Raw genomic sequence first — 26865 nt, forward strand, 5'->3', positions numbered from 1 at the left:
CCCATGCTTATTTCCCTGCCTCGCCGTCCCCTCCTGCGCACCCTGCTGTTAGGCCTGTGCGCGTGCCTGCTGAGCCCGCTGGCCAGCGCCGATCCGGGCAAACGCCTGCGCATCGGCATCACCCTGCACCCGTATTACAGCTATGTGGCGAATATCGTCGGCGACAAGGCCGAGGTGGTGCCGCTGATTCCCGCCGGCTTCAACCCGCACGCCTACGAGCCACGCGCCGAAGACATCAAGCGCATCAGCGGGCTGGACGTGATTGTGCTCAACGGGGTCGGCCATGACGACTTCGCCGACCGGATGATCGCCGCCAGCGAAACACCGAACATCAAGACCATCGAAGCCAACGAAAACGTGCCGCTGCTGGCCGCCACCGGTACCGCGGCGCGCGGCGCCGGCAAAGTGGTCAACCCGCACACCTTCCTGTCGATCAGCGCCTCGATTGCTCAGGTCAACAATATTGCCCGCGAGCTGGGCAAGCTCGATCCGGACAACGCCAAGACCTATACCCAGAACGCCCGCGCCTACGGCAAACGCTTGCGGCAGATGCGCGCCGATGCGCTGGCCAAACTGACTCAGGCACCGAACGCCGAACTGCGCGTGGCCACGGTGCATGCGGCTTATGACTATCTGCTGCGCGAATTCGGCCTGGAAGTGACGGCCGTGGTCGAGCCGGCCCACGGCATCGAACCGAGCCCGAGCCAGTTGAAAAAGACCATCGACCAACTGCGCGAACTCGACGTGAAGGTGATCTTCTCCGAGATGGATTTCCCCTCCACCTATGTCGAAACCATCCAGCGTGAGTCCGGGGTGAAGCTGTACCCGCTGTCGCACATTTCCTACGGCGAATACAGCGCCGACAAGTACGAAAAGGAAATGACCGGCAACCTCGACACCGTGGTGCGGGCGATTCAGGAGTCAGGGGCATGACAGCAAAAGAATTCCTTTCTGACACCCCGCCATCCCCTGTGGGAGCGAGCTTGCTCGCGAAGGCGCCGGGTCAGCCAACATCTTTGTCGAATGACACACCGCATTCGCGAGCAAGCTCGCTCCCACAGGGATTGGGGCCGACTCTGGATTTTGCGCAAGTCTCTCTGACGCTCGGGCGCACGACAATCCTCGACAACGTCACCTTTCAAGTGCAACCCGGCCACGTGCACGCACTGGTCGGTCCCAACGGCGGCGGCAAGAGTTCGCTGATCAAGACCCTGCTCGGGCAAATGCCGCATCAGGGTCAACTGAGCCTGCACTGGCCCGGCCAACCCGGCACCATCGGCTACGTGCCGCAGGCGCTGGAGTTCGATCGTGGCCTGCCGATGACCGTCGACGACTTCATGGCCGCCATGTGCCAGCGGCGTCCGGCCTTTCTCGGTTTGAGCAGACACTACGCCAACGCCATCGGCGAGGCGCTGGAACGGGTCGGCATGCAGGACAAACGCAAGCGGCGCATGGGTGCGCTGTCCGGTGGCGAACGCCAGCGTGTGTTGCTCGCCCAAGGCTTGATCCCGGCCCCGCAACTGCTGGTGCTGGATGAGCCAATGTCGGCGCTCGACGAAGCCGGGATCCAGGTCTTCGAACGCCTGCTCGGCGACTGGCGCGCCGCCGGCATCACCGTGCTGTGGATCGAGCACGATCTGGAAGCGGTCAAGCGCCTGGCCGACCGGGTGACTGGTCTCAACCGCCGCGTGCTGTTCGACGCCGCGCCGCAACAGGCGCTGACCCCGGAACGTCTGCTCAGTCTGTTTTCCACCCATCCTCGGAGCGCGGTCTGATGAGTTACGAAGCCTTTCGTTTGATGGTTCAGGGCTGGGCGTCGTCCGGTTACCTGCCGGAAGCGCTGGCCTACGGATTTGTGGTCAACGCGCTGCTCGCCGGGCTGCTGATCGGCCCGGTGCTCGGTGGCCTCGGCACGCTGGTGGTGGTCAAGCGCTTTGCGTTTTTCTCCGAAGCGGTCGGCCATGCGGCGCTGACCGGCGTGGCCATCGGCATTCTGCTCGGCGAACCCTACACCGGGCCGTACGGCAGCCTGTTCGGCTACTGCCTGTTGTTCGGCATCCTGCTCAATTACCTGCGCAACCGCACCGGTCTGGCGCCGGACACCCTGATCGGTGTGTTCCTCTCGGTGTCGCTGGCCTTGGGTGCAAGCCTGCTGCTGATTCTGGCCGGCAAGATCAACGTGCACATTCTGGAGAACGTGCTGTTCGGTTCGGTGCTGACGGTCAACGGCAACGACCTGCTGGTGCTGGCGATTGTCGGCTCGCTGGTCATGGCCCTGGCGTTGCCGCTGTACAACCGGATCATGCTCGCCAGTTTCAACCCGCAACTGGCGGCGGTGCGCGGCGTCGCGGTGAAGACTCTGGATTACCTGTTCGTGATTTTGGTGACGCTGATCACCGTCGCGGCGGTGAAGGTCATCGGCGCGATTCTGGTCGGCGCGTTGCTGGTGATTCCCGCGGCGGCAGCACGCTTGCTCAGCCAGTCGCTCAAGGGCTTCTTCTGGTGCTCGGTGCTGATTGCCACCGTCAGCACCCTGTGCGGAATTCTCGCGCCGATTGTCTTCGATCTGCCGATCCCGTCCGGCGCCGCGATCATTCTGGTCGCCGGCATCGCCTTTGCCCTCGCCGCCATTGCGCGCGGGGTTGTTCCGAGTCTGAAAGGGAACCTTGGATAAATGACTTTCTCCCTGCGAAAACTGACCCTGGCCATGACCCTGTGCGGCGTGGTCGGCAGCCCGTTGCTGGCGGCTGAAAACCCTCAACCGCTACGCGTACTGGCCTCGCTGCCCATCACCTACGGCCTCGGCGAAGTGCTGCTCAAAGGCACCGACGTCAGCCTGGAACGCGCGGCCCCGGCCAATCTGCCGGGCAGCCGTCAGACTGCGTACTTCACCGGTCGCGGCGCACCGGCGCTGGGCAAACTGGCAGGCGATGCCGATGCGGTGATCGGCGTGCGCTCGCTGTGGGCGGATGATCCGCTGTACCCGATAGCACGGCGCAGCAACATTCGCATTGTCGAGGTCGACGCAGCACGTCCGGTGGACGGCGCCCTGCCGGGGATCGCTGTGCAGCCGGGGCTGAAGGTCGATGGTTTGAACAGTCAGCCATGGCTGGCGAGCAACAACATGGGGCGCATGGCCGACGTGATCGCGGCGGATCTGGTGCGCCTGGCGCCGTCGGCCAAACCGAAGATCGAGGCCAATCTGGCGGCGCTGAAACAGCGCCTGCTCAAGCTCAGCGCCGACAGCGAAGCGCGTCTGGCCGAGGTCGACAACTTGAGTGTGGTGAGCCTCAGCGATCACTTCGGTTACCTGATCGGCAGCCTGAATCTGGAGCTGATTGGTCAGGACGCGCGAGCAGATGCCGAGTGGACAGCCGAAGATCTGAAGAAGCTCACGGCGACGCTGAAGGACAACGACGTGGCGCTGGTGCTGCATCATCGTCAGCCGTCGGAGGCAGTGAAAGCAGCAATTGCCGCCTCGGGCAGTCATCTGCTGGTGTTGAGTACCGATGCAGCGGATCCGGTGGCGGAGCTGGAGGGGAATGTGGATTTGTTGCTCAAGGGGTTGAGCGGCGGGCCTTCGGCCTAAGATCAAAAGATCGCAGCCTGCGGCAGCTCCTACACGGGAATATTTACACCCTGTAGGAGCTGCCGCAGGCTGCGATCTTTTGAAGCCCATAAAAAACCCGCTGACTTTCACCAGTCCAGCGGGTTTGTTTTTACCTGTCAGATTACTGAGCAGCCGCCTGCCCTTCCATCTTCTGGCGCAGGCTCAGCGGACGCATGTCGGTCCAGACTTCTTCGATGTAGGCCAGGCATTCCTTCTTCAGGCCGCTCTTGCCCACGGTGCGCCAGCCTTGCGGCACGGCTTTGTAATCCGGCCAGATCGAGTATTGCTCTTCGTGGTTGACCACGACCTGAAAGAGGATGTCCTCGCGGTCGAATACTGACGTCATGCTGGTTCTCCATCGTTGTGAGGGTGGGCTGCAGCCGAGTGCAGCCGGTTATGTAGAAAGAACGTCCGGCGCTGCGAAAAATTTACTCAGCGGCAGTGGCAGCGGCCAAGGCCCGGCCAAATATCTCGGCGACACGGTCGATTTCGGCGGCGGTGATCACCAGCGGCGGCAGGAAGCGCACCACCGCGCCATGCCGGCCGCCCAATTCGAGAATCAGTCCGCGCTTGAGGCATTCGCGCTGCACCAGCGGTGCCAGACGTGCGAACGCGGGTGGATGACCGAGCGCATCCGGTGCGCCGTTCGGGTCAACCAGCTCGACGCCGAGCATCAAGCCACGACCACGAATGTCGCCCAGTTGCGGAAAGTCGCGTTGCAGAATGCGCAGGTGTTCGCCCAGGCGTTCGCCCATGGCGGCAGCGTGTTCGCAGACCTTGTGTTCGAGCAGATAACGCATCACCGCGGAGCCGGCGGCCATCGCCATCTGATTGCCACGGAAGGTGCCAGCGTGGGCGCCCGGCTGCCAGGTGTCGAGCCAGTCGCGATAGACCACCACCGCCAATGGCAGGCTGCCGCCGATGGCTTTGGACAACACCACTACGTCGGGGACGATACCGGCGTGTTCGAAGGCAAACATTTTGCCGGTACGGGCGAAACCGCTCTGGATCTCATCGACGATCAGCGCCACGCCAGCCTTCTCGGTAATCCGGCGCAAACCGCGCAGCCACTCGACGTCAGCCGGAATCACCCCGCCTTCGCCCTGCACCGCCTCGACGATCACCGCTGCTGGCAACTGCACGCCGGCTTCAGGATCGTTGAGCAGGTTTTCCAGATAACTCAGGTTGGCTTTGACCCCGGCTGCGCCGCCGAGACCGAACGGGCAACGGTAGTCGTACGGAAACGGCATGAATTGCACACCGTTGCTGAGCAAGGCGCCCAGCGGTTTTTTCGGCCCCAGGCTGCCCATCAGGCTCAAGGCGCCCTGGCTCATGCCGTGATAACCGCCGGAGAACGACAGCACCGTGCTGCGCCCGGTGGCGGTGCGTACCAGTTTCAGCGCGGCTTCCACCGCATCGGTGCCGGTCGGCCCGCAGAACTGGATTTTCGCCTCGGCCGCGAGTGCCGGCGGCAGCAAACCGAACAGGTCCTGGACGAATTGATCCTTCACTGGTGTGGTCAGGTCGAGGGTGTGCAGCGGTAATTCATCCGCCAATACTTGCTGGATCGCCTCGATCACCACCGGGTGGTTATGCCCCAAGGCCAGCGTGCCAGCGCCGGCGAGACAATCGATGAACGTACGCCCTTCGACATCCTCGACGTACAGGCCCTTGGCGCGTTTGAGGGCCAGCGGAATGCGTCGCGGGTAGCTGCGGGCATTGGACTCCTGCTGGCTCTGCCGGGCCAACAGTGGCGATTCGTTGAACTGGTACAGGGTTTCCGCCGGCGTGGTGGTGATCCGCCCCGACGACTCTTCGATAAGGCTGGTGGCGACTGACATCTCTCGACCCCTCAATACGCTATGGATAGTGACCAAAACAGCACACCGCACAGGTGCGCGTTCCGGTCGCGGGGCGCACATGCAGGTTTTCCTGTTCTGGAAACGCTTAAGCGGGGCGAGGATTTAGACCCTTGATCAAGTTGTCAGCCAGGCAATGCCAACGGCTTGTACAGCGTCACGCGGTGCAAGCCCTGATCGCTGGCGGGTGGCGCCGAATCGCAATAGCCCATATGTCGATAAAAAGCCGCGCCACTGCGGGTGCTGGCGATGCACGCCTGCGGCACGCCACGAATCCGCAGCCAGCCCTCCAGGTCGCTCATCAGCGCACGTCCTGCGCCACGGCGAAACCATTCCGGCTGCACATGGCAAAAGCCGATATCACCGCTGGCCGTGGCCATGCCGACACCCACCGGTTTGTCCTGCAACAAGGCGATATTCAGGTAGCAACGCGCGTCGGCAAGGTGCGCGCTGATGACGTCGGCAGATTGTCGGCCGATCCAGCGGCTGACCAGTTGCGGATCGTTGCGGTGTTCCAGCGCACAACCGACGCGAATCGAACGCTCGATGATGCGACTGATGAGGCCGGCGTCGGCAGGTTTCGCTGGACGAATGCAGATCGGTGCTTGCATGGCGCGTTCCCTCAATCCATTGAGTCAGAGCATCCCCGACCTTAGCGTCGAGATTGCCAAATCACCAACGCACAGACGTTACATTTGATGTGCCACACCACAAATCCCCTGTAGGAGCTGCCGCAGGCTGCGATCTTTTGATTTTGATTTTTTCAAGATCAAAAGATCGCAGCCTGCGGCAGCTCCTACAGGGCGGAAATGTTTTCAGAGGGACTGTAGCGGCATGGTCAGCTCAACGCGCAGCCCATCCGCGCGACTGTCGAAATGCAGGGTGCAGGCGCAGCGCTGGACAATGGCCTGGACGATGGCCAGGCCGAGGCCGCAGCCGGTGCTCTGGCCGTTGCGCCAGAAGCGTTGGGTCAAATGCTGCAGATCTTCCGCCGCAATCCCCGGGCCGTGGTCGCGCACCACAAAACGGGCGCGTTGGCCGACGGTTTCCAGGCTCAGCTCGACCTCAGCGTCCGCCGGGGTATGGCGCAGAGCGTTGTCGAGCAAATTGCGCAACGCGGCAATCGACAGCACCGCCGGCATTTGCACCGGCGCACTGGAGAGCTGCTTGGGCAAGTGCAGTTTGATGCGCTGACGCTCACCGCCCGCTGCATCCTGCATCGCCAGTTTCGCCACCTGTTCGGCGCTGCACTGCACGCCATCATCGAACGACAGACTGCCCTCGACCCGCGCCAGCAACAGCAGTTGCTCCAGCGTGCGGTGCATGCGGTCGGCGCCCTCCTCGGCCCGCGCCAGCGACTGGTCGCGGGCACTGCCTTCGGTCATGCGGGCCACTTGCAGGTGGGTCTTGATGGCGGTCAGCGGGCTGCGCAATTCATGCGCGGCATCACCGGTCAGGCGACGCTCGCGTTCGATGGTCTTGCCGATGCGCTGAAACAGCTGATTCTGGGTATCGAGCAACGGTTTCAGTTCGCTGGGAAACGACTGCAACTGCAACGGTTCCAGCGAGTCGGCGTTACGCCGCATCAAGGCTTCGCGCAGGCGATTGAGCGGCGCCAGGCCCTGGCCGATGCCCAGCCACAACAGGCACAGACAACCGAGCAACGCCACGCCGACCGGCACCGAGGCCGCCAGCAGGATCGACATGTTCAGCGCTTCGCGTTCGATCTGCCGATCAGCCGTAGTGATCCGCACGTCGCCTCGCGCGAGGGTAAAACTGCGCCACGGCGCGCCATCGATCATCTGGTCATGGAAGCCCATTTTTTCTGCTTCCAGGGTTTGCTCGGGACTGCTGTGACTACGCGCGAGAATCTCCCCGCGCAACGAACTGACCTGACAGGCCATGCCGCCGGGAATGTTCAATTGCTCGGCGCTGAAATGGGTGCCCTCGCCCTTGCTCGGCAGCGCCGGCAGTTGCTCCAGCAGCCCGGCGACCATGCGCGCCGAAGCCACCAATCGCTGATCGAGGGAAAACATCATCTGATTGCGCAAGTCGCTGAGCATCCAGGCCGCGGCCAGGGCCCAGATCAGGGCAAACGCGGCGCCGAGGGTCAGGCTCAGGCGCAGACGCAGGCTCATCACTTCTGTTGTTCTCCACCATCGGCCGGCCCAAGGCGATAACCCAGACCGCGCACGGTTTCGACGATGCCCTTGCCGAGTTTGCTGCGCAGGTGGTGGATATGCACGTTGAGGGCGTTGCTCTCCAGTTCGTCATTGAAGCCGTAGACGCTGTCCTTCAACTGCTCGGTGGACAACACCCGGCCACGGTTGTGCAACAACGCCTGCAACAGCGATTGCTCACGGCGCGACAAATCCACCGGTTGCCCGGCCAGAGTGGTTTCGCGGCTGCTTGGATCGTAGGTCAGCGCACCGTGCTCAATCAGGTTGACGCTGCGCCCGGCGACCCGGCGCAGCAGGGTTTGCAGGCGCGCGAACAATTCACGCAGATCGAAGGGTTTGAGCAGGTAATCGTCAGCCCCGGCTTGCAGGCCGTCGACCCGGTCGGTCACCGAGTCGCGCGCAGTCAGGATCAGCACCGGAATTTCGAGGCCCTGCTGACGCAGTTGTTGCAGCAACTTGAGGCCATCTTCGTCGGGCAGGCCGAGATCGAGCACCATCACGTCAAATTCGGCGACCTTGAGCATCGCCCGTGCTTTGGAGGCGGTGTTGACGTGCTCGACCGTCAAGCCTTGGGCTGTCAGGCCGGCGACGATGCCACTGGCGATCAACTCGTCGTCTTCGCAAACCAGTACGTGCATGGTGGTTCCCTGAAATAAAAGGCAAGTCGAACAGAACAGGATTAAGCCGCAATTATGGCAGGGCGACAACCAACACGGCAGCGACTCGCTTGTTCGCCAGGTCCGGACTCAAAACTGCCAACAAACCGCTTGCGCAAAAACAAGGCTCAATCAACATGAAAACAAACTAGCCGACATGAAATTCAACACCTTCAAACTATACAGACCCACAACTAAAAACTAACCTCGCTATCGCAAGCTACATACAACTAATCAAAACTTTAAAACACAAATCAACCTATTAAAGGAACCATGAATGAGCATTACAAAAAACTTCGTAGCCGTTGACTGGCGCACCGGCCCCGACCGCATTTATTTCTTCTTCCCGGAGAAAAACAGTTATTCCCGTTTCGACTTCGAGGATAACAAAGTACTTTCCGGCTTCCCCAAGCCGGTGGATGGCAAATGGGAAGGCTTCGACAGGACTGCTGCAGACTTGCGCTTTGGCTTTACCACGACGACCACCCACTGGAACGGTGGCGTCGACACGCTCTGGCTGTTCTATGACGAAGGAACAACACCCTCCGTTTGTGAGTACAGCCAACAAACCGACAAGGCAATCTCGAAAACCCCCATCGCCAAATCAAAGTGGGAAAAAATATTGCCCTACTACGAAAAAATCGTTGGCGTCATGTGGGCTGAAAGCACTGCACAAAGAGAGAGTTACTGGTTCTTGTTGAATGACGGAAATTATCTGATCTACGAAATATACTCAAAAACCCTGGAAGTACTACCTCTAAATGGCTCGTCCTGGGCACCACTGGAAGAATATAAAAGCCAAATGATGACAGCCGTCACCAATGACTACCCGACCTTCGACACTTACTTTTATGTTTTCCTGAACGACAACCGCTACCTGCGTTATGAACAGAACGCGAAAAAAGTATTTGGCCCGTATACAATCTCCGATTCAACCTGGCCCGGACTGCTGAAGGACTGAGCCACTCGCAGGCACCAGTGAATCGGCGTCGGGTCGCCCATCCGACATCGTGCGGGGCGGTTAATCATCGGTTAATCGCCACCCGCCACTGTGCACCAGACTTGCACAGGGACAAGGCTCCTCCATGCGTCATTTTTTTCTTTTGTTTGCACTGCTGATCTCCAGCCTGGCCCAGGCCGGGAACAATCCATTCGAGACCAAACCGGAGTTTCTGCCGGTCGACAAAGCCTTCGTGCTGACCTCCGAACGCCTGGAATCCGGGGAAACCCAGCTGTTCTGGCAGATCACCGACGGCTATTACCTGTACCAGAAACGCCTGAAATTCGACGGTTTGTCGGCAGAGCAGCAGCCGACGTTGCCCGAGGGCGAGTCGCACAGTGACGAATTCTTCGGTGAACAACCGGTGTATCGCCAAGGGCTGGAGGTGAAAGTCCCGGCCTCGGCCAGCGGTCAGATCAAGGTCAGCTATCAGGGCTGCGCCGATGCCGGCCTGTGTTATCCGCCGCAGACCCGGGTCATTGACCTTGGCGGCAATGCAACACCAACGGCCAGTGCTGAAGCGCCGGATCAGGCCCTGGCCAGCAGCCTGCAACAACGGGCGCTGGGCTGGAGCCTGCTGGTGTTCTTCGGCCTCGGCCTGCTGCTGGCGTTTACCCCGTGTTCATTGCCGATGCTGCCGATTCTGGCGGGCATGATTGTCGGCAGCGGCGCCACCCCGCGTCGTGGTTTCGCCCTGGCCAGCAGCTATGTGATCTGCATGGCGCTGGTGTATGCCGCGATGGGTGTGATCGCCTCGTTGCTCGGCGCCAACCTGCAGGCGTGGCTGCAAAATCCGTGGCTGCTGGGTGCCTTTGCGGCGATTTTTGTGGTGTTGGCGCTGCCGATGTTCGGCTTCTTCGAATTGCAATTGCCGGTGGCTTTGCGTGATCGCCTCGAACACGCTTCGCGCAGCCGCAACGGCGGCAGCCTGATCGGCGCCGGAGTGCTCGGCGCGTTGTCCGGTCTGCTGGTCGGCCCGTGCATGACTGCGCCGCTGGCCGGCGCCTTGTTGTACATCGCGCAGAGCGGTAATGCGCTGCACGGTGGCTTGATTCTGTTCGCGCTGGGCATCGGTATCGGGGTGCCGCTGTTGCTGTTGGTGACCGTCGGCAATCGCTTCCTGCCCAAACCCGGGGCGTGGATGAACCTGCTCAAGGGCATCTTCGGTTTCCTGTTCCTCGCGACCGCGCTGCTGATGTTGCGCCCGGTGCTGGACTCGTCGCTGTGGCTGGGCCTGTGCGGCGCGCTGCTGCTGATCGCGGCGTTCTGCGCCTGGAAGCAATCGGAAGGCTTCAGCCGCGTCGCCCAGGTGTTCGGCGCCAGTTCGTTGCTGCTCGGTCTGTGGGGCAGCCTGCTGTTGATCGGTGCCGCTGGCGGCAGTGACGACCCGTATCAACCGTTGCAGGTGTACAGCGCTGGCCGGGTCGCCAGCACCACGCCGAGCGGGCATGACGCGTTCACCACGATCAAGGATCCGGCAGCCCTGCAGCGCGAACTGGATAGCGCCAAGGCGCAGGGCCAATGGGTGCTGCTCGATTACTACGCCGACTGGTGCGTGTCGTGCAAAGTCATGGAGAAACAGGTGTTCGGCAAGGACAAGGTCCTGCAGGCGCTGAGCGATGTGCGCCTGCTGCGCCTCGACGTCACTGCCGACAATGCCGCCAGCCGCGAGCTGCTCGGCCGCTACAAAGTCCCGGGGCCACCGAGCTTTGTCTGGATCGGCACCGACGGCGAAGAGCGGCGCAGCCAGCGCATTACCGGCGAAGTCGATGCCGAGACGTTCCTGCAACGCTGGACCACCACCCGAGACGCCAATTAAATGCTGACGTTCACCCTCGGCACCTTTGCCATCGCGCTCAACCACCTGTTGCTGATCAGTGCCTTGGCGCTGGCGACCTTTGTCGGCTGGCGGGTGGCCAAGCGTGGTGGCGATAACCCCGAGTCGGCGCTGTTCAGCCTGTTCCTGTTGGGCATGCTCGCGGCGCGCGTGGCCTTTGTGGCCCTGTACTGGGGCCACTATCGCAACGATCCGTGGCAGATCATCGACCTGCGCGACGGCGGTTTCCTCGCCTGGCCGGGGGTGATCGTGCTGCTGCTCGCCGCTCTCTATCGCGGCTGGCGTCGCCCGGGGCTGCGTCGGCCACTGGGTTTTGGCGTGGCCAGTGGCGTAGTGTTCTGGCTGTTGGCGACCCTGTCACTGAATATCTACGAACAAGGCACGCGCCTGCCGGACATCACCCTGCGCAACGCCGCCGGCGAGACCATCCAGCTCAGCGACTATCAGGGCGGCCCGCTGGTGATCAACCTGTGGGCAACCTGGTGCCCGCCGTGCCGGCGCGAGATGCCAGTGCTGGAAAATGCGCAACAACAACGCCCGGACCTGACCTTTCTGTTCGTCAATCAGGCCGAAAGCATGCAAAGCGTTGCGACTTTTCTTGAAACCCAGGGCCTGAGCCTGAACAACGTGCTGTTCGACCGCAGCGGTCGACTCGGCCAGGCCGTGGGTTCCATGGCACTGCCAACTACGCTGTTCTATAGCCCTGACGGTCGCTTGCTGAGCAGCCATCTGGGCGAACTGTCGAACGCCAGTCTGGCCCGCGCCCTGGAAAACTTCGACACCCCGAATCCAACCGCCGCACCGGCCACCTCTGCAAGGAAACTGCCATGCCCCGCCTCCGCCACCTGCTGACGCTGACCCTGGGCACTGCCCTGCTGCACCTGCCGTCGGTACAGGCTGCCGAAGAATTGCCCGCCGCGATCAAGCAGATCGAAGCCAAGGGCGCAAAAATCGTCGGCCAGTTCGACGCCCCGGACGGCTTGCGCGGCTATGCGGCGCAGTACCAGAACCGTGGCATGGCGCTGTACCTGACGCCGGACGGCCAGCATGTGTTGCTCGGCAATCTGTACGACGCCGACGGCAAGGACTTGAGCAGCGAACCGCTGCAAAAACTGGTCTACGCGCCGATGGCCAAGGAAATCTGGGGCAAGTTCGAAGCCAGCAACTGGATTCAGGACGGCAACAAGGATGCGCCGCGTACCGTGTACCTGTTCAGCGATCCGAACTGCCCGTACTGCAACATGTTCTGGGAACAGGCGCGGCCATGGGTCAAGGCCGGCAAGGTGCAGCTGCGGCATATCATGGTCGGGATCATCCGCGAAGACAGCCCGGCCAAATCCGCCGCCCTGCTGGCTGCGAAAGATCCGGCCAAAGCCCTGGAAGACCATGAGAAAGCCGGCAAGGCCAGCACCCTCAAGCCTTTGAAAGACATTCCAAAAGCGGTGCAGACCAAACTGGCGGCCAACATGCAGTTGATGGAAGACCTGGAACTGCAGGCGACGCCGGCGATTTTCTATATGGATGACAAGGGTGAGCTGCAACAGCAGCAAGGCGCGCCTTCGCCGGACAAGTTGGCGAAGATTCTCGGACCGAAATAAGCCAGATCAAAAGATCGCAGCCTGCGGCAGCTCCTACATGGGAACGCGTTTTCTGTAGGAGCTGCCGCAGGCTGCGATCATTTTCAATGACGCTCAGCCAAAAAGCCGAGCAACGCCTCGGTGACAAATTCGGGATTCTCCAGACTGGAGATATGCCCCGCCTCCGGCACCAGCACACACGGGCAACCAATCAGCTGCGCCATCTCCTTGGCCTCTGACGGCGGTCGCGGTTTGTCCTGATCGCCGCACAGCACCAGCGTGGTCGCGGCATTCAATTCGCCCAGACGCGGTAGCAGGTCATCCCGACTGAAGGTGATACGCCCCATGGGCACGATGCTTTCGCGCAGGCGGTCCGCAGTGTACGCCGCCAGTTTCGCGCGGAAGTCCTGATACAGCGCCGACTGCGGATCAATGCCCGGGCGGAAGAAGATCGGTACCACGATGTCGAGCAATGGTTCGGAGATCTCGCCGCTGTCCTCGATCTGCTTGAACAGCGAAAAGTAGTACTGGCGGGTGGGTTCCGGCTCCACGCCCACGTACGTATCCATCAGCACCAGGCCATTGAGCCGCTGCGGTGCCGACAAGGCCAGACGTACGCCCCACATACCGCCGACAGACAGTCCGATCAACGTGACCCGGTCGATACCCAGGTGATCGAGCAAGGCCTCGATTTGCCGCGCGATGTCATCCAGCGACGTGGTGCCTGAAGGTAAACGCCCGGACTTACCGTGGCCCCACAAATCCAGCGCAATCACCCGGTAGTGCGGTGACAGTGCAGCGATCTGCGGCGCCCACATGGCCGTGTCCCACAGATAACTGCCCGCCAGCAACACGGCCGGGCCGGTGCCTTGATCAATGTAGTGCAGCGCTTGTCCGTCAACCGTGAAGAAAGGCATCGACCACCCCCGCGATGAAAAAGAGAACCGGCAGACTGAGCTGCCGGTTGTTGATCGTCAACCCTGGATATGTACGTGAATATGCCGGTTTATCGGTGTTGAATGCACTGACGCCATCGCTGGCAAGCCAGCTCCCACAGTGATCGAATGTGTACACAAATCATGTGTTCACCATGAAACTTGTGGGAGCTGGCTTGCCAGCGATGGGGCCGGAACAGGCGCTGAAGATTTACAAGCCTTCCAGCTCCGCCATCAGATCATTCAAGCGATCCACCTTGTCCTCGGTCATGTCACCGGCCGCCAGACCCTCGATGTACTCGGCCAACGCCTGCACCGTGCTGCACTCGAACATCGCCCGCAGCGGCACATCGCGTTGCAGGGTTTTCTGCACACGCGAGGCGATCTGTGTGGCCAGCAATGAATGACCGCCCAGCTCGAAGAAGTTGTCGCGCACCCCGACCTTGTCGACCTTGAGCACTTCGCCCCAGATATTGGCCAAGGTCTGCTCCAGCTCGTTGCGCGGGGACAGGTAATGCTGGCTTTGCAACTGGCCGATCTCCAGCGCCGGCAAGGCCTTGCGGTCGAGTTTGCCGTTGGCGTTGTGCGGCAGCTGATCTAGCCACAACCAGTGCAGCGGCACCATGTACTCCGGCAATTCGCTGCGCAGGCGCTGCTTGATCCGCTCCAGACGTTCGCCCGAATTCAGCGCGCTATCAGCCGCCACCAGATAACCCACCAGGTGCTTGCCGTTCGGCCCCTCCTGCACGCCGACCGCTGCATCGCGGACTTCCGGTTGTTCGTGCAGCCGCGCCTCGATCTCGCCCAGTTCGATGCGGTAACCGCGAATCTTCACCTGATGGTCAACCCGGCCGACGTACTCCAGCACCCCGTCACTGCGCCGCCGCGCGAGGTCACCAGTGCGATACAGACGTTCGCCCGGCGCGCCGAACGGGTTCGGCACAAACACCGGCGCGGTGCGCAGCGGATCGCTGACATAACCGCGACCGACACCGGTCCCGGCCACGCACAACTCACCCACCGCGCCCAGCGGCACCAGTTCCAGCGCGCCATCGACCAGGTACAGCAAGTTGTTGTCGGTCGGCGTACCGATCGGCAAATAGCTGCCGCGAGTCGAGGCCAGGTCGACGCGGAAGAACGCCACGTCATCGGAGCATTCCGCCGGGCCGTAAGCATTGACCAGACCGATGTCCGGATAACGCAGCAGCCACTGATGCGCCAGTTCCGGCGGCATCGCTTCACCGGTCGGCAGCATCCAGCGCAGGCCGTCGAGGCTCAGGCGATCGGAGGCGAGCATGCCCTGAATCAGCGAAGGAACGCTCTCCAGCACGGTAATGCCCTGCGTCTGCACATGCACCAGCAGACCCTGCGGATCGTGGGCGATGCTGTTCGGCACGATGTCCACCCGCGCGCCAAACAACGGCGCAGCGAGGAACTGCCAGACCGAAATGTCGAAGCTTTGCGAGGCGGTCTGCGCGATCACGTCGGCGTCCGTCAGTTGCAGGTACGGCACCTTGCTCAGTTGATTGTTGAGCATGCCGCGCTGCTCGACCATCACGCCTTTTGGCAACCCGGTCGAACCCGAGGTGTAGATCACGTAGGCCAGGTTATCCGGGCCACTGTAGATCCCCGGGTTGTGCAGTGATGTCGCCAGCGCCTGCACGTCTTCCCAGACCAACAGCCGTGGTCGATTGGCGCAGCTGAATTCATCGAGCAAGGTCTGCGCCTGTTCGCGGCAGGCTTCGCTGCACACCAGCACGGGCGTGCGGCTCAGTTCGATGATGCGTTGCAGACGCTGGCTCGGCAGGCCCGGATCCAGCGGCAGGTAACCGGCACCGGCCTTGAAGCTGCCGATGATCATCCCCAGCAGATCCAGATTGCGCTCGCCCAGCAGCGCCACCGGTTGATCCATCTGCACCCCGGCCGCGACCAGTGCATGGCCGAGGCGGTTGGCGTTCTGGTTCAGCTCGGCATAGCTCAGTTGCTGATCGAGGCAACTGGCGGCAATGCGTTGCGGATGTTGCGCGACCTGCGCTTCGAACAGCGCCACGTAGCTGTGCTCCAGCGGATAGTCGTGCGCGCTCTGATTGCAGCCGTGCAGCAGGAAGTCCTGTTCCTCGGCACCCAGCAGCGGCAGTTCGGCCATGTCGCCATGGAAACCATCGACCAGTGCCAGCAACAGACGCTTGAACTCGCCGAGCATGCGTTCGATGGTCGACTCGTCGAAGTAACGCTGGTCGTAAGACAGGTGCAGACCGAGGTCATCGCCCGGGTAGCACACCGCCGTCAGCGGGAAGTTGGTGTGGGTCCGACCGGAGTCCGACGTCGCGTTGAGGCTCTGTGCACGGTCCAGCACCGAGACTTCCACCGGGGCGTTCTCGAACACGAACAGGCTGTCGAACAGCGGCTGGCCTTTCGGCAGTTCGCTCTGTTCCTGAATGTTCACCAGCGGCAGGTATTCGTACTCGCGCAGCTGCATGTTGCTGTCGAGCAGTCCGCTCAACCACTGACGCACACTGGCGCGTTGATCGTCCGCCGGGATCTGCACTCGCAGCGCAATGCTGTTGATGAACAGGCCGACGGTGCGTTGCATCTCCGGCAACTCCACCGGGCGCCCGGCCACGGTCACGCCGAACAGCACGTCGCGATCACCGCTCAGGCGGCGCAGCACCAAGGCCCATGCCGCCTGGGCGAAGGTGTTGATGGTCAGTTGATAGGTCTGGGCCAGCTCGCGCAGACGGACGCCATCTTCAACGTTGAGACGGGTATAGCAGTCACCAACAATCATGCCGCCGCTTTCGCCTGCGTGTTCGCGCAGGAAAGGCCGGTCGCTCGGGATCGGCGTGGTGCGTTCGAAACCTTGCAGGTTCTGCTGCCACCACTGACGTGCCTCGGCCAGGCTCTGGCGTTGCAGCCAGCCGATGTAGTCGCGGTAACGCGGCGGCAGCGACAACTGCGCTTCACGACCTTCACCGAGGGCGGTGTAGATCTCGAAGAAATCGTTCATCAGCAGCGAACGGCACCAGGCATCGATCAGGATGTGGTGGTTGCTCATCATGAACCAGTAGCGCGCCGCGCCAACCTTGATCAGGCGCAGGTGGAACGGTGCCTGATTGAGCAGATCGAACCCGGCCTCGCGCTCGCTTTTGAGCAGCGCTTGCAGCTTCGGTTCTTGCTCGTCCTCGGCAATGTCACACCAGTCCAGGTACTCGATCGGCGTGCGCCCCGGGGTGTGGATCACTTGCAACATGTCCTCGCCGACGTTCCAGCAGAACGAAGCACGCAGCGCTTCGTGACGAGCGACCACCGCTTGCCAGGCCTGGGCGAAACGCTCGGAATCAAGCTCACTGTTGATGCGGTAGCGATCCTGCATGTAGTACAGACCGGTACCCGGTTCGAGCAAGGTGTGCAGCAACATGCCTTCCTGCATCGGCGTCAGCGGGTAGACATCTTCGATGTGCGCCGCTGGCACCGGCAGGGCATCGAGTTGCGCCTGGGTCAGTTTCGCCAGCGGGAAGTCCGACGGTGTCAGGCCGCCGGCCTCCTCCTGCAGGCAATGTTCGATCAGGCTTTGCAGCTCGCCGAGGTAAGCGTCGGCCAGGTCATTGATGGTCTGCGCGTCATAACGCTCGGCACTGAAGGTCCAGCGCAGCAACAGTTCACCGCCATACACCTGACTGTCGATGCTCAGCTCGTTGGGCAGCGGCGCCTGCGGATCGTGGGCTGCACCGACCGGCTCATCCAGCGGACGGAACAGCGCATCGCTGGCGAAACTCTGGTCGAACTGGCCGAGGTAGTTGAAGGTTACCCGTGCGTTCGGCAGCGCCGCCATACTGCGCTGGCTGAGGTCATCGGCCAGATAACGCAGCACGCCATAACCGAGGCCTTTGTGCGGCACCGCGCGCAGTTGCTCCTTGATCGCCTTGATCGAAGCGCCCTGCCCGGCCGCTTCTTCGATGTTGTGCGGAGTCAGGCGCACTGGATAGGCGCTGGTGAACCAACCGACGGTGCGGGTCAGGTCGATCTCGTCAAACAGGGTTTCGCGGCCGTGGCCTTCCAGTTGAATCAATGCCGACGGCTGCCCGCTCCAGCGGCACAGCACGCGGGCCAGCGCGGTCAGCAGCAGATCGTTGACTTGCGTGCGGTAGGCGCGCGGCGTCTGCTGCAGCAATTGTCGGGTACGCTCGGCATCCAGGCGTACGCTGACGGTTTGCGCGTGATGATTCTGCTGTCCGCCCTGCGGGTTTTCGCACGGCAGCTCGGCGTTCAGGCCGGCCAGTTGGGTTTGCCACCAGTTCAATTCTTCACGCAACGATTCGCTGCCGGCATAGGCCTGCAAACGTGCGGCCCAATCCTTGAAGGCACTGGTTTTCGCCGGCAGTTGTACTGACTGTTCGGCGTCGAGCTGGCGATACACGGTTTGCAGGTCGTCAAGCAGCACGCGCCACGAGACACCGTCGACCACCAGGTGATGAATCGCAATGAACAGGCGTTGCTGACCTTCGGGCCCGTCCACCAGCAAGGCGCGCAGCAGCGGGCCATTTTGCAGATCGAGACTGCGCTGGGCATCGGCAAACAAGGCTGCGCACTTGTCCATCGCCGCCACCCGCACCTGCCACAACACCTCGGCGTCGGACACCGGTTGATGCGTGGCCTGCCATTGATCGTTGACCTGGGTGAAACGCAGACGCAGGGCGTCGTGCTGCTCGATCACCGCCAGCAGCGCCTGTTCCAGACGATGCGGTTCCAGTGCCACGCTCGGCTCCAGCAGCAGCGCCTGGTTCCAGTGCTGACGCTCAGGAATTTCAGTGTCGAAGAACCAGTGCTGAATCGGCGTCATGGCCGACTCACCGAGCACCAGTCCCTGCTCGGCAGTGACTTGCTCGCTGCGGCTGGCGACGGCGGCCAGGGTCTGCACCGTCTGATGCTGGAACAGATCCCGCGGGCTGAAATGAATGCCTTGCTGGCGCGCCCGGCTGACCACTTGAATCGACAGGATCGAGTCGCCACCGAGTTCGAAGAAGTTGTCGTTGAGACCGACCTGCTCGACGTTGAGCACCTCGCACCAGATCTGTACCAGGGTTTGCTCCAGCTCATTGCTCGGGGCGACATAGTGCTGACGATTCAACTCCGGATCCGGCGCCGGCAAGGCGCGACGGTCGAGTTTGCCATTGGCGGTCAGCGGCATGCTCGCCAGCAGGATCAGGTGCGTCGGCACCATGTAATCCGGCAGTTGCGCCTTGAGGTGTGACTTCAGTGCTTCGCGCAACTCGGCCTGGTGGGTTTCGCTTTGTTCGGCGACATCGGTGACGAGGTAGCCCACCAGTTGCTTGCCGCTCGGCGCATCCAGCGCCAGCACTACCGCTTCGCGGATCGAAGCGTGATCGAGCAGCCGGGTTTCGATCTCGCCCAGCTCGATGCGGAAACCACGGATTTTCACCTGATGGTCGATCCGCCCCAGATATTCCACCAGCCCGTCGGCACGCTGGCGCACCAGGTCGCCGGTGCGGTACATACGCCCGCCATCGGCGGCAAACGGATCAGCCACGAAACGCTCGGCACTGATGCCCGGACGGTCGTGATACCCCTGGGCCAAACCGGCACCGCCGACCAACAATTCACCGGTCGCGCCTTGCGGGACCAACGCCAGATCGGCGTCGAGAATGTACGCCACGCGATCACCGATCACGCTGCCGATCGGCACGCTGCCGGCGCCCTCTTCCAGCACTTCCGGTGCCAGACTGGCGAGTGGCATGACCACCGTTTCGGTCGGGCCATAGGCGTTGAAGAACAGGCTCGGCTTGAACGCAGCGCGAATCCGTTGCAGGTGTTCGCCGGTCAGCGCCTCGCCGCCGGTGATGATCATCCGCACCGGCAGAATTTCCTTCTGCGTGGCGAGGAACTGCGCCAGCTGACTGCCGTAGCTCGGGGTGCAGCCGAGCACATTGATCCGGTGGGTGCGGATCAACCCGCAGATTTCTTCCGCATCCCACTGCCCTTGCGCCCGCAACACCACCTGCGCGCCACTGAGCAACGGCACCAGCAAGCGCTCAGTGGCGGCGTCGAAGTTGATCGAATAGAAGTGCAGTTCGCAGTCGTCCGGACGCATGCCGAAACGCTCGATCACCGCCTGGCAATGCATGGCGATTTCACCGTGCGACACCACCACGCCTTTCGGCTGGCCGGTCGAACCCGAGGTGTAAATCAGATAAGCCTGATGCTGCGGCAGGCTGATGAATGGCAGCTCGCTGGCCGGGTAATCCGCCAGCGCCGCGCTGTCATCCTCCAGGCACCAGCGCGCCACGCTCGACGGCAAATCGCCAAGGGCGTTGAACATCGCCCGGTCGCTGAGCAGCAGACCGATGCGGCTGTCCTCGATCATGTAGCGCAGACGGTCGAGCGGGTATTCCGGGTCCAGCGGCACATAAGCGCCACCGGCCTTGAGAATCGCCAGCAGGCCGACGACCATTTCCAGCGAGCGCTCCAGCGCCAGACCGACCCGCACCTGCGGACCGACCCCACGCTCGCGCAGGGCCCAGGCCAGACGATTGGCGCGGGCATCGAGTTCGGCGTAGCTCAACGTCTGCCCGGCGAACGTCAGCGCCGGCGCGTCTTTGCGCGCCAGCGCCTGCTCGGCGAACAGGTGATGGATGCATTGATCGAGACGCCGTTCGCCCGGTTCGACACCGAGGCTGTCGAGCAGGTGTTGCTGCTCAGCCGGGTCGAGCAGCGGCAACTGGCTCAGACGCTGTTGCGGATCGGCGATCAACGCTTCCAGCAGATTGCGCCAATGCCGCGCCATGCGCGCGATGGTCGGTTCGTCGAACAGGTCGGTGCTGTAGGTCAGGCAGCAACCGAGGCGATGATCAAGGTCGGTGACCTCCAGGTTGAGGTCGAACTTGGTCGCCCGCGCATCGTTGGCCAGGTACTCGACAGTCATCCCGGCGAGCATCCGGCTCTGCTGGAACTCCCAGCGCTGCACGTTGCACATCACCTGGAACAGCGGGTTGTACGCCGCACTGCGTGGCGGTTGCAGCGCTTCGACCAGATGATCGAACGGCAGGTCCTGATGCGACTGGCCTTCGATCACGGTGTGGCGCACTTGCTCGAACAACTCACCCACCGACATCTGCCCGTCGAGCTGGCAACGCAGCACCTGGGTGTTGAGGAATGCGCCGATCAGCCCTTCGCTTTCCGGGCGGATCCGGTTGGCCACCGGCGCACCGATGCGCAGGTCGGTCTGGCCGCTGTAGCGGTAGAGCAAGGTGGCGAGCGCAGCGGTCATGGTCATGAACAGGGTCAGACCGTTTTGCGCATTGAACGCACGGACGCGGGCGGCGAGGTCATCACTGAGATCAAAACGGAACAACTCGCCCTGATGGCTTTGCACCGGCGGACGCGGACGGTCTCCCGGCAGTTCGAGGAGCGGATGTTCGCGACCGAGTTGCGCGGTCCAGTAGTCGAGCTGGCGCTGACGCTCACCGGACTCCAGCCAGTTGCGCTGCCACACGCTGTAATCGAGGTATTGCACCGGCAACGGTTCAAGCGGCGAATCGCGCTCATCGACGAACGCTTCGTACAGCGCGCTGAGTTCGCGGGCAAAAATGTCCATCGCCCAGCCTTCAGTGACGATGTGGTGCAGGGTCAGGACAAAGTAATGCTCGTGCTCGGCGGTCTTGACCAGGCAGGCGCGCAGCAGCGGGCCGCTTTCCAGGTCGAACGGCAGATGCGCTTCTTCGTCGGCCAATTGCTGGACTTTCTGTTCGCGCTGGTCAGCCGGCAATTTCGAGAAATCCTGCCAGCCCATGCGCACGCCGGTCTCGGCATGCACCTGCTGACGGGCCACGCCATCGACACTCGGGAACGTGGTGCGCAGGGTTTCGTGGCGCAGGATCAACGCCTGCAACGCCGCCTCGAAATGCTCGACGTGCAACACGCCGCGCAGGCGCGCCATGCCGCCGACGTTGTACGCCGGGCTGTCCGGCTCCATCTGCCAGAGGAACCACATGCGTTGTTGCGAATAGGACAGCGGCACCGCTTGGCGGCGGTCGACTTTGGCAATCGGCGGCTGTTGGTTGGTCTGGCCGCTGGCCTGGATCAGGCGGATCTGTTCGGCGAAATCACCGAGTTCGCTGTGTTCGAACAAGGCGCGCAGCGGCAACTCGACGTCACAGGCCTGACGGCTGCGCGAGATGATTTGTGTGGCCAGCAACGAGTGCCCGCCGAGGGCGAAGAAATCGTCGCGCAGACCGATCCGTGGAAGACCCAGCACTTCACGCCAGATCGCGGCGATCTGTTGCTCCAGCTCAGTGACCGGTTCGACGTGTTCACGCACTTGCCACTGCGGCTCAGGCAAGGCGCGACGGTCGAGCTTGCCGCTCGGGCTCAGGGGCATTGCGTCCAGACGCAGCAGTTGCGCCGGGACCATGTATTCCGGTAGTTCGGCGGCCAGCGCGGTTTTCAGGCGGGCGATCTGCACGTGCTGATCTTCGCTCGCATCGACAGCGGTGAAGTAGCCTATCAGTTGCGCGCCGGCCACGGTTTCGCGCACCAGCACCACGGCCTGGGCGACGCCGTTTTGAGCCAGCAGGCGCGCTTCGATTTCTTCCGGCTCGACGCGGAAACCACGCAGTTTGACCTGCTGATCGAGACGGCCGAGGTATTCGATCACGCCATCAGCAGTCCAGCGTGCACGGTCACCGGTGCGATACAGACGTGCGCCCTGCTCGCCCAGTGGATCGATCACAAAGCGCTCGGCCGTCAGCGCCGGACGACCGAGGTAACCACGGGCCAGACCGATGCCGCTGATGCACAGTTCACCCGGCACGCCGGCTGGCACAGGATTGAGCTCGGCGTCGAGCACGCGACAGGTCACGTTGCCCAGCGGCCGGCCAATCGGCGAGCGTTCGCCATCGGCACTGGTGCAGTGCCAATGGGTGACGTTGATCGCGGTTTCGGTCGGGCCATAACGGTTGTGCAATTGCACCGCCGGCAGTTGCGCCAGTACGCGGTTGCGCAGTTCCGCCGGCAACGCTTCACCGCCGGAGAATACCCGACGCAGGCTGGTGCATTCGGCGCTCAGCGGCTCGTCGATGAACATCGAAAGCAGCGGCGGTACGAAGTGCAGCGTGGTCACGCCATATTCTTGAACAAGCTGCGCGATGCGATGCGGATCGCGGTGTTCACCGGGGGCGGCGATCAGCAGGCGCGCACCAGTGATCAGCGGCCAGAAGCATTCCCACACCGACACGTCGAAACTGATCGGCGCCTTTTGCATCAGCACGTCGCTGTCGTTCAGGCGATAGGTGTTCTGCATCCATTGCAGACGTTCGGCCAGCGCCGCGTGAGTGTTGCCCACGCCTTTCGGCTGGCCGGTGGAGCCGGAGGTGTAAATCACATAGGCGAGGTTGTCGCCGTGCAGGTGCAGACCGGGCGCCTGGCTCGGCCAGTTTTCCAGGTGCAACGCGTCCATGGCGATCACGCTGACACCGTCACTGGCCGGTATACGCTCGAGCAAAGCAGTCTGGGTCAGCAGCAGTTCGACGCCGCTGTCGCTGAGCATATAGGCCAGACGTTCGGCCGGATAATCCGGATCCAGCGGCACGTAAGCGCCACCGGCCTTGATGATCGCCAGCAGGCCGATCAGCAGTTGCGGCGAACGCTCGGCAGCGATTGCCACGCACACATCCGGGCCCACACCTTTGTCGCGCAGGTAGTGCGCGAGACGGTTGGCCCGGGCGTGCAATTCGGCGAAATCGAGACTGCCACCGTCCCACACCAAAGCAGTGCGTTCCGGGGTCTGCCGCGCCTGTTCGCTGAGCAGCTCCGGCAGCCATTGTTGCGCCGGGGCACACGGGGCGACGCTCCACGCTTGTTGCTGTTCCTGCTCGCTCGGAGTCAGCAATGACAGGTCGCCGATCGCCTGCTGCGGTTGCTCGCAGACGGCGCGCAGTAGATTGCTGAAGTGTTCGGCCAGACGCTCGATGGTCGCCGCGTCGAACAGTTCATCGGCGTAGTCGAAGGACAAGGTCAGGCGTCCGTTGCGATCTTCTTCGCTGTGCAGTTGCAGGTCGAACTTGGCTTCGCGGCTGTGCCACGGCAGCTCTTCGGCGAGCAGACCCGGCAGACGCTTGAGCGCACTCAGGTCGCGTTGCTGGTGGTTGAACATGACCTGAAACAGTCCCTGTTCGCGAGCCTGCGGGAACGCTTCGAGCAGTTGTTCGAACGGCAGATCCTGATGGGCCTGAGCCCCCAGCGCAGCCTCGCGGGTCTGCGCCAGCAACTCGATAAACGACTGCCGCGAATCAACCTCGGCACGCAGTACCTGGGTGTTGATGAAGAAGCCGATCAGGCCTTGGGTTTCCAGGCGCGGGCGGTTGGCATTGGGGATGCCGATGCGGATATCGTGTTGACCGCTGTAGCGATGCAGCAGGCTCTGGAACGCCGAGAGCAACAGCATGAATGGCGTCGATTGATGCGCCTGCGCGGTCTGCTTGATCGCATCGCTGAGGCTAACACCGAGGCGCACGCTGTGGCGCGCGGCGCTGTGCAATTGTCTGGCCGAGCGCGGGTGATCGGTGGCCAGTTCCAGCACCGGATGGTCGTTGCCCAGTTGGGCTTTCCAGTACGCCAGTTGCCGCTCGCCCTCGCCTTGCGCCAGCCATTGGCGCTGCCAGCTGCCGTAGTCGGCGTATTGGGTGGGCAGCGGCGCAAGTTCGGCGCGCTGGCCTTGAGATGCCGCAGCGTACAGGCGCGAGAATTCATCGATCAGCACGTTCAGCGACCAGCCGTCGGCGATGATGTGGTGCAGCGTCACCAGCAACTGGTGATCTTCGTCGTCGAGGCGCACCAGCGTCACCCACAGCAGCGGGCCTTTTTCCAGATCGAACTGAGTGCGCGCTTCGTCTTCGCGGATCTGTTGCGCGCGGGCTTCACGCTCGTGCACTGGCAAGTCGCTGAGGTCAATCAGTTGCAGATTGAATTCAGGCGCCGCCTCGACCTGTTGCAGCGCCACACCGTCACGTTCGAAAAAGCGCGTGCGCAGCGATTCGTGGCGTTCGATCAATTGCTGGAAGCTGGCGCGCAACGCCTCTTCGTCCAGCTCGCCACGCAGACGCAGGGCGCCGGGAATGTTGTAGGCGCTGCTGTGCGGATCGAGTTGCCAGGTGATCCACAGACGGTTTTGCGCCAGCGATTGCGGCAGTGCTTCGTTGCGCGACAACGGGGTGATTGCGCCTTGAGCACTGCCGCCATCCTGTTGCTGTTGCGCCACGGCAGCGGCGAACGCGGACAGGGTCGGCGCCTCGAACAGCAGACGCAGGTTCAGCTCCAGGCCCAGTTCTTCGCGCACCTTGGCGATCACTTGAGTTGCTGCAATCGAGTTGCCGCCGAGCAGGAAAAAGTGGTCGTCGGCGTTGACCTGTTTGAGATTGAGTTGCTCGGCCCAGAGCTTGCCGATCAAGGCTTCCAGCTCGGAGGTGGACGCGGTCGACTCGCGGGTTTCAGCGCTGGCCGGCGGGAACCTCGCGTAGCTGTCGAGGCTGCCATCGGCCAGACGCGTGCGGCACGCCGAGCGTTGCAGCTTGCCGCTGGACGTCTTCGGCAGCGCGCCCGGGTTGAGCAGCACCACCACGCTCGGCGCTTCCTGACAGGCCTCGGCCACCGCTTGGCGAATGGCTTTGATCAGCGCTTCGGGCGGCAGGATTTTTTGCACGCTGCGGCTGATTTCCGCCGCGATGCCAATGCCTTCTTCACCGCCCTGAGTGACCGCGAATGCCGCGACGCGACCTTTGCGCACCACTTCCACTTCACGCTCGACGGTTTGCTCGATGTCTTGCGGATAAAGGTTGTGACCGCGCACGATCAGCATGTCTTTCAGGCGCCCGGTGATGAACAGTTCACCGTCGCGGATGAAGCCCAGATCGCCAGTGCGCAGCCAGGTGCGACCGGCGTGCTGGACGAAGGTCCTGGCGCTGGCCTCGGGGTTGCGCCAGTAGCCGTGAGCGATGCTCGGCCCGGCGGCCCAGACTTCACCGACAAAGTTGTCAGCTCGTTCTTTGAGCGTGACCGGGTCGGCAATCAGCACCGCGTGATCAGGCTGGCTGATGCCACAACTCATGATCGCGCTGCCGTCGCCCGGCTCGGCACGATTTTGCGCCAGCGCTTGATCGTCCACGCGTAAAGCAGGAATACCGGTGCCACGCGGTGTGCCGGCAACGAACAGGGTCGCTTCGGCCAAACCATACGACGCCATGAAGCTGTCTTCGCTGAAGCCGCACGGGGTGAACTTCTCGGCGAAGCGCTCGAGGGTGTCGAGACGGATCGGTTCGGAACCGGAATAGGCCACGCGCCAGCGGCTCAGGTCGAGTCGTTCCAGTGCCGATTCGCTGACCCGCTCGCTGCACAAACGATAGGCGAAATCCGGCCCGCCGCTGATGGTGCCGCCATATTGGCTGATCGCTTCAAGCCAGCGCAACGGACGACCGAGGAAGTACGCCGGCGACATCAGGATGCACGGCACGCCGCTGAAAATCGGCTGCAGTAATCCGCCGATCAGGCCCATGTCGTGGTACAGCGGCAGCCAGCTGACGATCACGTCGTCGGGGTTCACGTCGATGCCGAAACCGTGGCGAATCAGCAGCTCGTTGGCCACCAGATTGCCGTGGCTGACCTGCACGCCTTTGGGCAACGCGGTGGAGCCGGAGGTGTATTGCAGGAAGGCGATGTGGTCCTGCGGCAGGGTCGGCTCAATCCAGTTCTCGGCCAGCGTGTTGTCAAGCGTATCGACGCACAGCAACGGCGGCGCCCCTTCGATGTGTTGCAAGGCATCGCGCAGGTCGGCGCTGGTCAGCAGCAAACGCGGTTCGGCATCGGCAATGATCGACAGCAGGCGTTCCTGATGATGACGACGGGCGGACTCCGGCGGATAAGCCGGCACCGCGATCACCCCGGCGTACAGGCAACCGAAAAACGCCGCGACGTAATCCGCGCCGCTGGGGAACAGCAGCACCGCGCGATCACCGAACTCAGCCTGGGCCTGCAATGCGGCAGCAATGGTGCGCGCGCGTTGATCCAGTTCGCGGTAACTGAGCACCACGCCCTGCTCCTCGGTTTCGGCGAGAAAGCGCAGGGCCAGGCGCTCCGGCGTGTGTGCCGCACGGCGCTGGAGGGCTTGGACCAGAGTGCTGGGGAGTTCGAACGCGTCGGTCATG

General features: G+C 62.6%; 15 protein-coding genes. 8 read left to right on the forward strand and 7 right to left on the reverse strand.

From position 1 onward, the window contains the following. The first annotated feature begins 3 nt into the window (after window positions 1-3). Genes HXW87_RS22430 through HXW87_RS22445 form a run of 4 tightly spaced genes read left to right on the forward strand, consistent with a single transcriptional unit; the run spans window position 4 to window position 3589 of the window. Window positions 4-933 (forward strand): metal ABC transporter substrate-binding protein, encoded by a 930-nt coding sequence (locus tag HXW87_RS22430; protein ID WP_095668696.1) that lies wholly within the window; start codon window positions 4-6, stop codon window positions 931-933. Beyond that, on the forward strand, window positions 930-1775 hold the full coding sequence (locus tag HXW87_RS22435) for a metal ABC transporter ATP-binding protein (protein ID WP_239777787.1): 846 nt from the start codon (window positions 930-932) through the stop codon (window positions 1773-1775). The genes HXW87_RS22430 and HXW87_RS22435 overlap by 4 nt, the downstream gene beginning before the upstream one ends. Then, a complete protein-coding gene (locus HXW87_RS22440) occupies window positions 1775-2674 on the forward strand; it encodes a metal ABC transporter permease (protein ID WP_003226663.1) in 900 nt (299 codons plus the stop codon). Before HXW87_RS22435 ends, HXW87_RS22440 begins: the two co-directional genes overlap by 1 nt. Then, complete coding sequence (locus tag HXW87_RS22445; protein WP_239777788.1) at window positions 2675-3589, forward strand: zinc ABC transporter substrate-binding protein; 915 nt, start codon at window positions 2675-2677, stop codon at window positions 3587-3589. 142 nt (window positions 3590-3731) lie between these two features. Here the strand turns inward: HXW87_RS22445 and HXW87_RS22450 are convergent, their stop codons facing one another. From HXW87_RS22450 to HXW87_RS22470, 5 genes are all read right to left on the reverse strand, one after another. After that, entirely contained in the window at window positions 3732-3956 is a 225-nt protein-coding gene (locus HXW87_RS22450) for an MbtH family protein (RefSeq protein WP_016985437.1), read from the reverse strand. 82 nt (window positions 3957-4038) lie between these two features. Beyond that, window positions 4039-5451 carry an aspartate aminotransferase family protein gene (locus HXW87_RS22455; protein WP_121186462.1) on the reverse strand — a complete coding sequence of 471 codons (1413 nt, stop codon included), beginning with the start codon at window positions 5449-5451 and terminating at the stop codon, window positions 4039-4041. Window positions 5452-5594: 143 nt separating this feature from the next. Continuing rightward, window positions 5595-6080 (reverse strand): GNAT family N-acetyltransferase, encoded by a 486-nt coding sequence (locus tag HXW87_RS22460; RefSeq protein ID WP_239777789.1) that lies wholly within the window; start codon window positions 6078-6080, stop codon window positions 5595-5597. A 204-nt stretch (window positions 6081-6284) separates the two neighbouring features. After that, window positions 6285-7607 carry an ATP-binding protein gene (locus tag HXW87_RS22465; protein ID WP_145594046.1) on the reverse strand — a complete coding sequence of 441 codons (1323 nt, stop codon included), beginning with the start codon at window positions 7605-7607 and terminating at the stop codon, window positions 6285-6287. Then, window positions 7607-8287, reverse strand: a complete 681-nt coding sequence (locus HXW87_RS22470; protein WP_007969056.1) for a response regulator — start codon at window positions 8285-8287, stop codon at window positions 7607-7609. The genes HXW87_RS22465 and HXW87_RS22470 overlap by 1 nt, the downstream gene beginning before the upstream one ends. 295 nt (window positions 8288-8582) lie before the next feature. On the opposite strand from HXW87_RS22470, the gene HXW87_RS22475 reads away from it, so the two are divergent. The 4 genes from HXW87_RS22475 (at window position 8583) to dsbG (ending at window position 12740) form a co-directional block, all read left to right on the forward strand. Next, on the forward strand, window positions 8583-9266 hold the full coding sequence (locus HXW87_RS22475) for a hypothetical protein (RefSeq protein ID WP_239777790.1): 684 nt from the start codon (window positions 8583-8585) through the stop codon (window positions 9264-9266). A gap of 124 nt (window positions 9267-9390) precedes the next feature. Continuing rightward, a complete protein-coding gene (gene dsbD / locus HXW87_RS22480) occupies window positions 9391-11124 on the forward strand; it encodes a protein-disulfide reductase DsbD (RefSeq protein ID WP_239777791.1) in 1734 nt (577 codons plus the stop codon). Next, window positions 11125-11994 (forward strand): TlpA disulfide reductase family protein, encoded by an 870-nt coding sequence (locus tag HXW87_RS22485; RefSeq protein WP_095668688.1) that lies wholly within the window; start codon window positions 11125-11127, stop codon window positions 11992-11994. Then, window positions 11970-12740 carry a thiol:disulfide interchange protein DsbG gene (gene dsbG, locus HXW87_RS22490; RefSeq protein WP_095668687.1) on the forward strand — a complete coding sequence of 257 codons (771 nt, stop codon included), beginning with the start codon at window positions 11970-11972 and terminating at the stop codon, window positions 12738-12740. Before HXW87_RS22485 ends, dsbG begins: the two co-directional genes overlap by 25 nt. A gap of 83 nt (window positions 12741-12823) precedes the next feature. Here the strand turns inward: dsbG and HXW87_RS22495 are convergent, their stop codons facing one another. Further along, complete coding sequence (locus HXW87_RS22495) at window positions 12824-13636, reverse strand: alpha/beta fold hydrolase (RefSeq protein WP_239777792.1); 813 nt, start codon at window positions 13634-13636, stop codon at window positions 12824-12826. Between the two features lie 229 nt (window positions 13637-13865). Then, complete coding sequence (locus tag HXW87_RS22500) at window positions 13866-26864, reverse strand: non-ribosomal peptide synthetase (RefSeq protein WP_239777793.1); 12999 nt, start codon at window positions 26862-26864, stop codon at window positions 13866-13868. Between the last annotated feature and the right edge of the window lies 1 nt (window position 26865).

Origin of the sequence: Pseudomonas sp. Y5-11 (assembly GCF_022368695.1) — a bacterium.
In the GTDB taxonomy this organism is placed as follows: Bacteria; Pseudomonadota; Gammaproteobacteria; order Pseudomonadales; family Pseudomonadaceae; genus Aquipseudomonas; species Aquipseudomonas parakoreensis.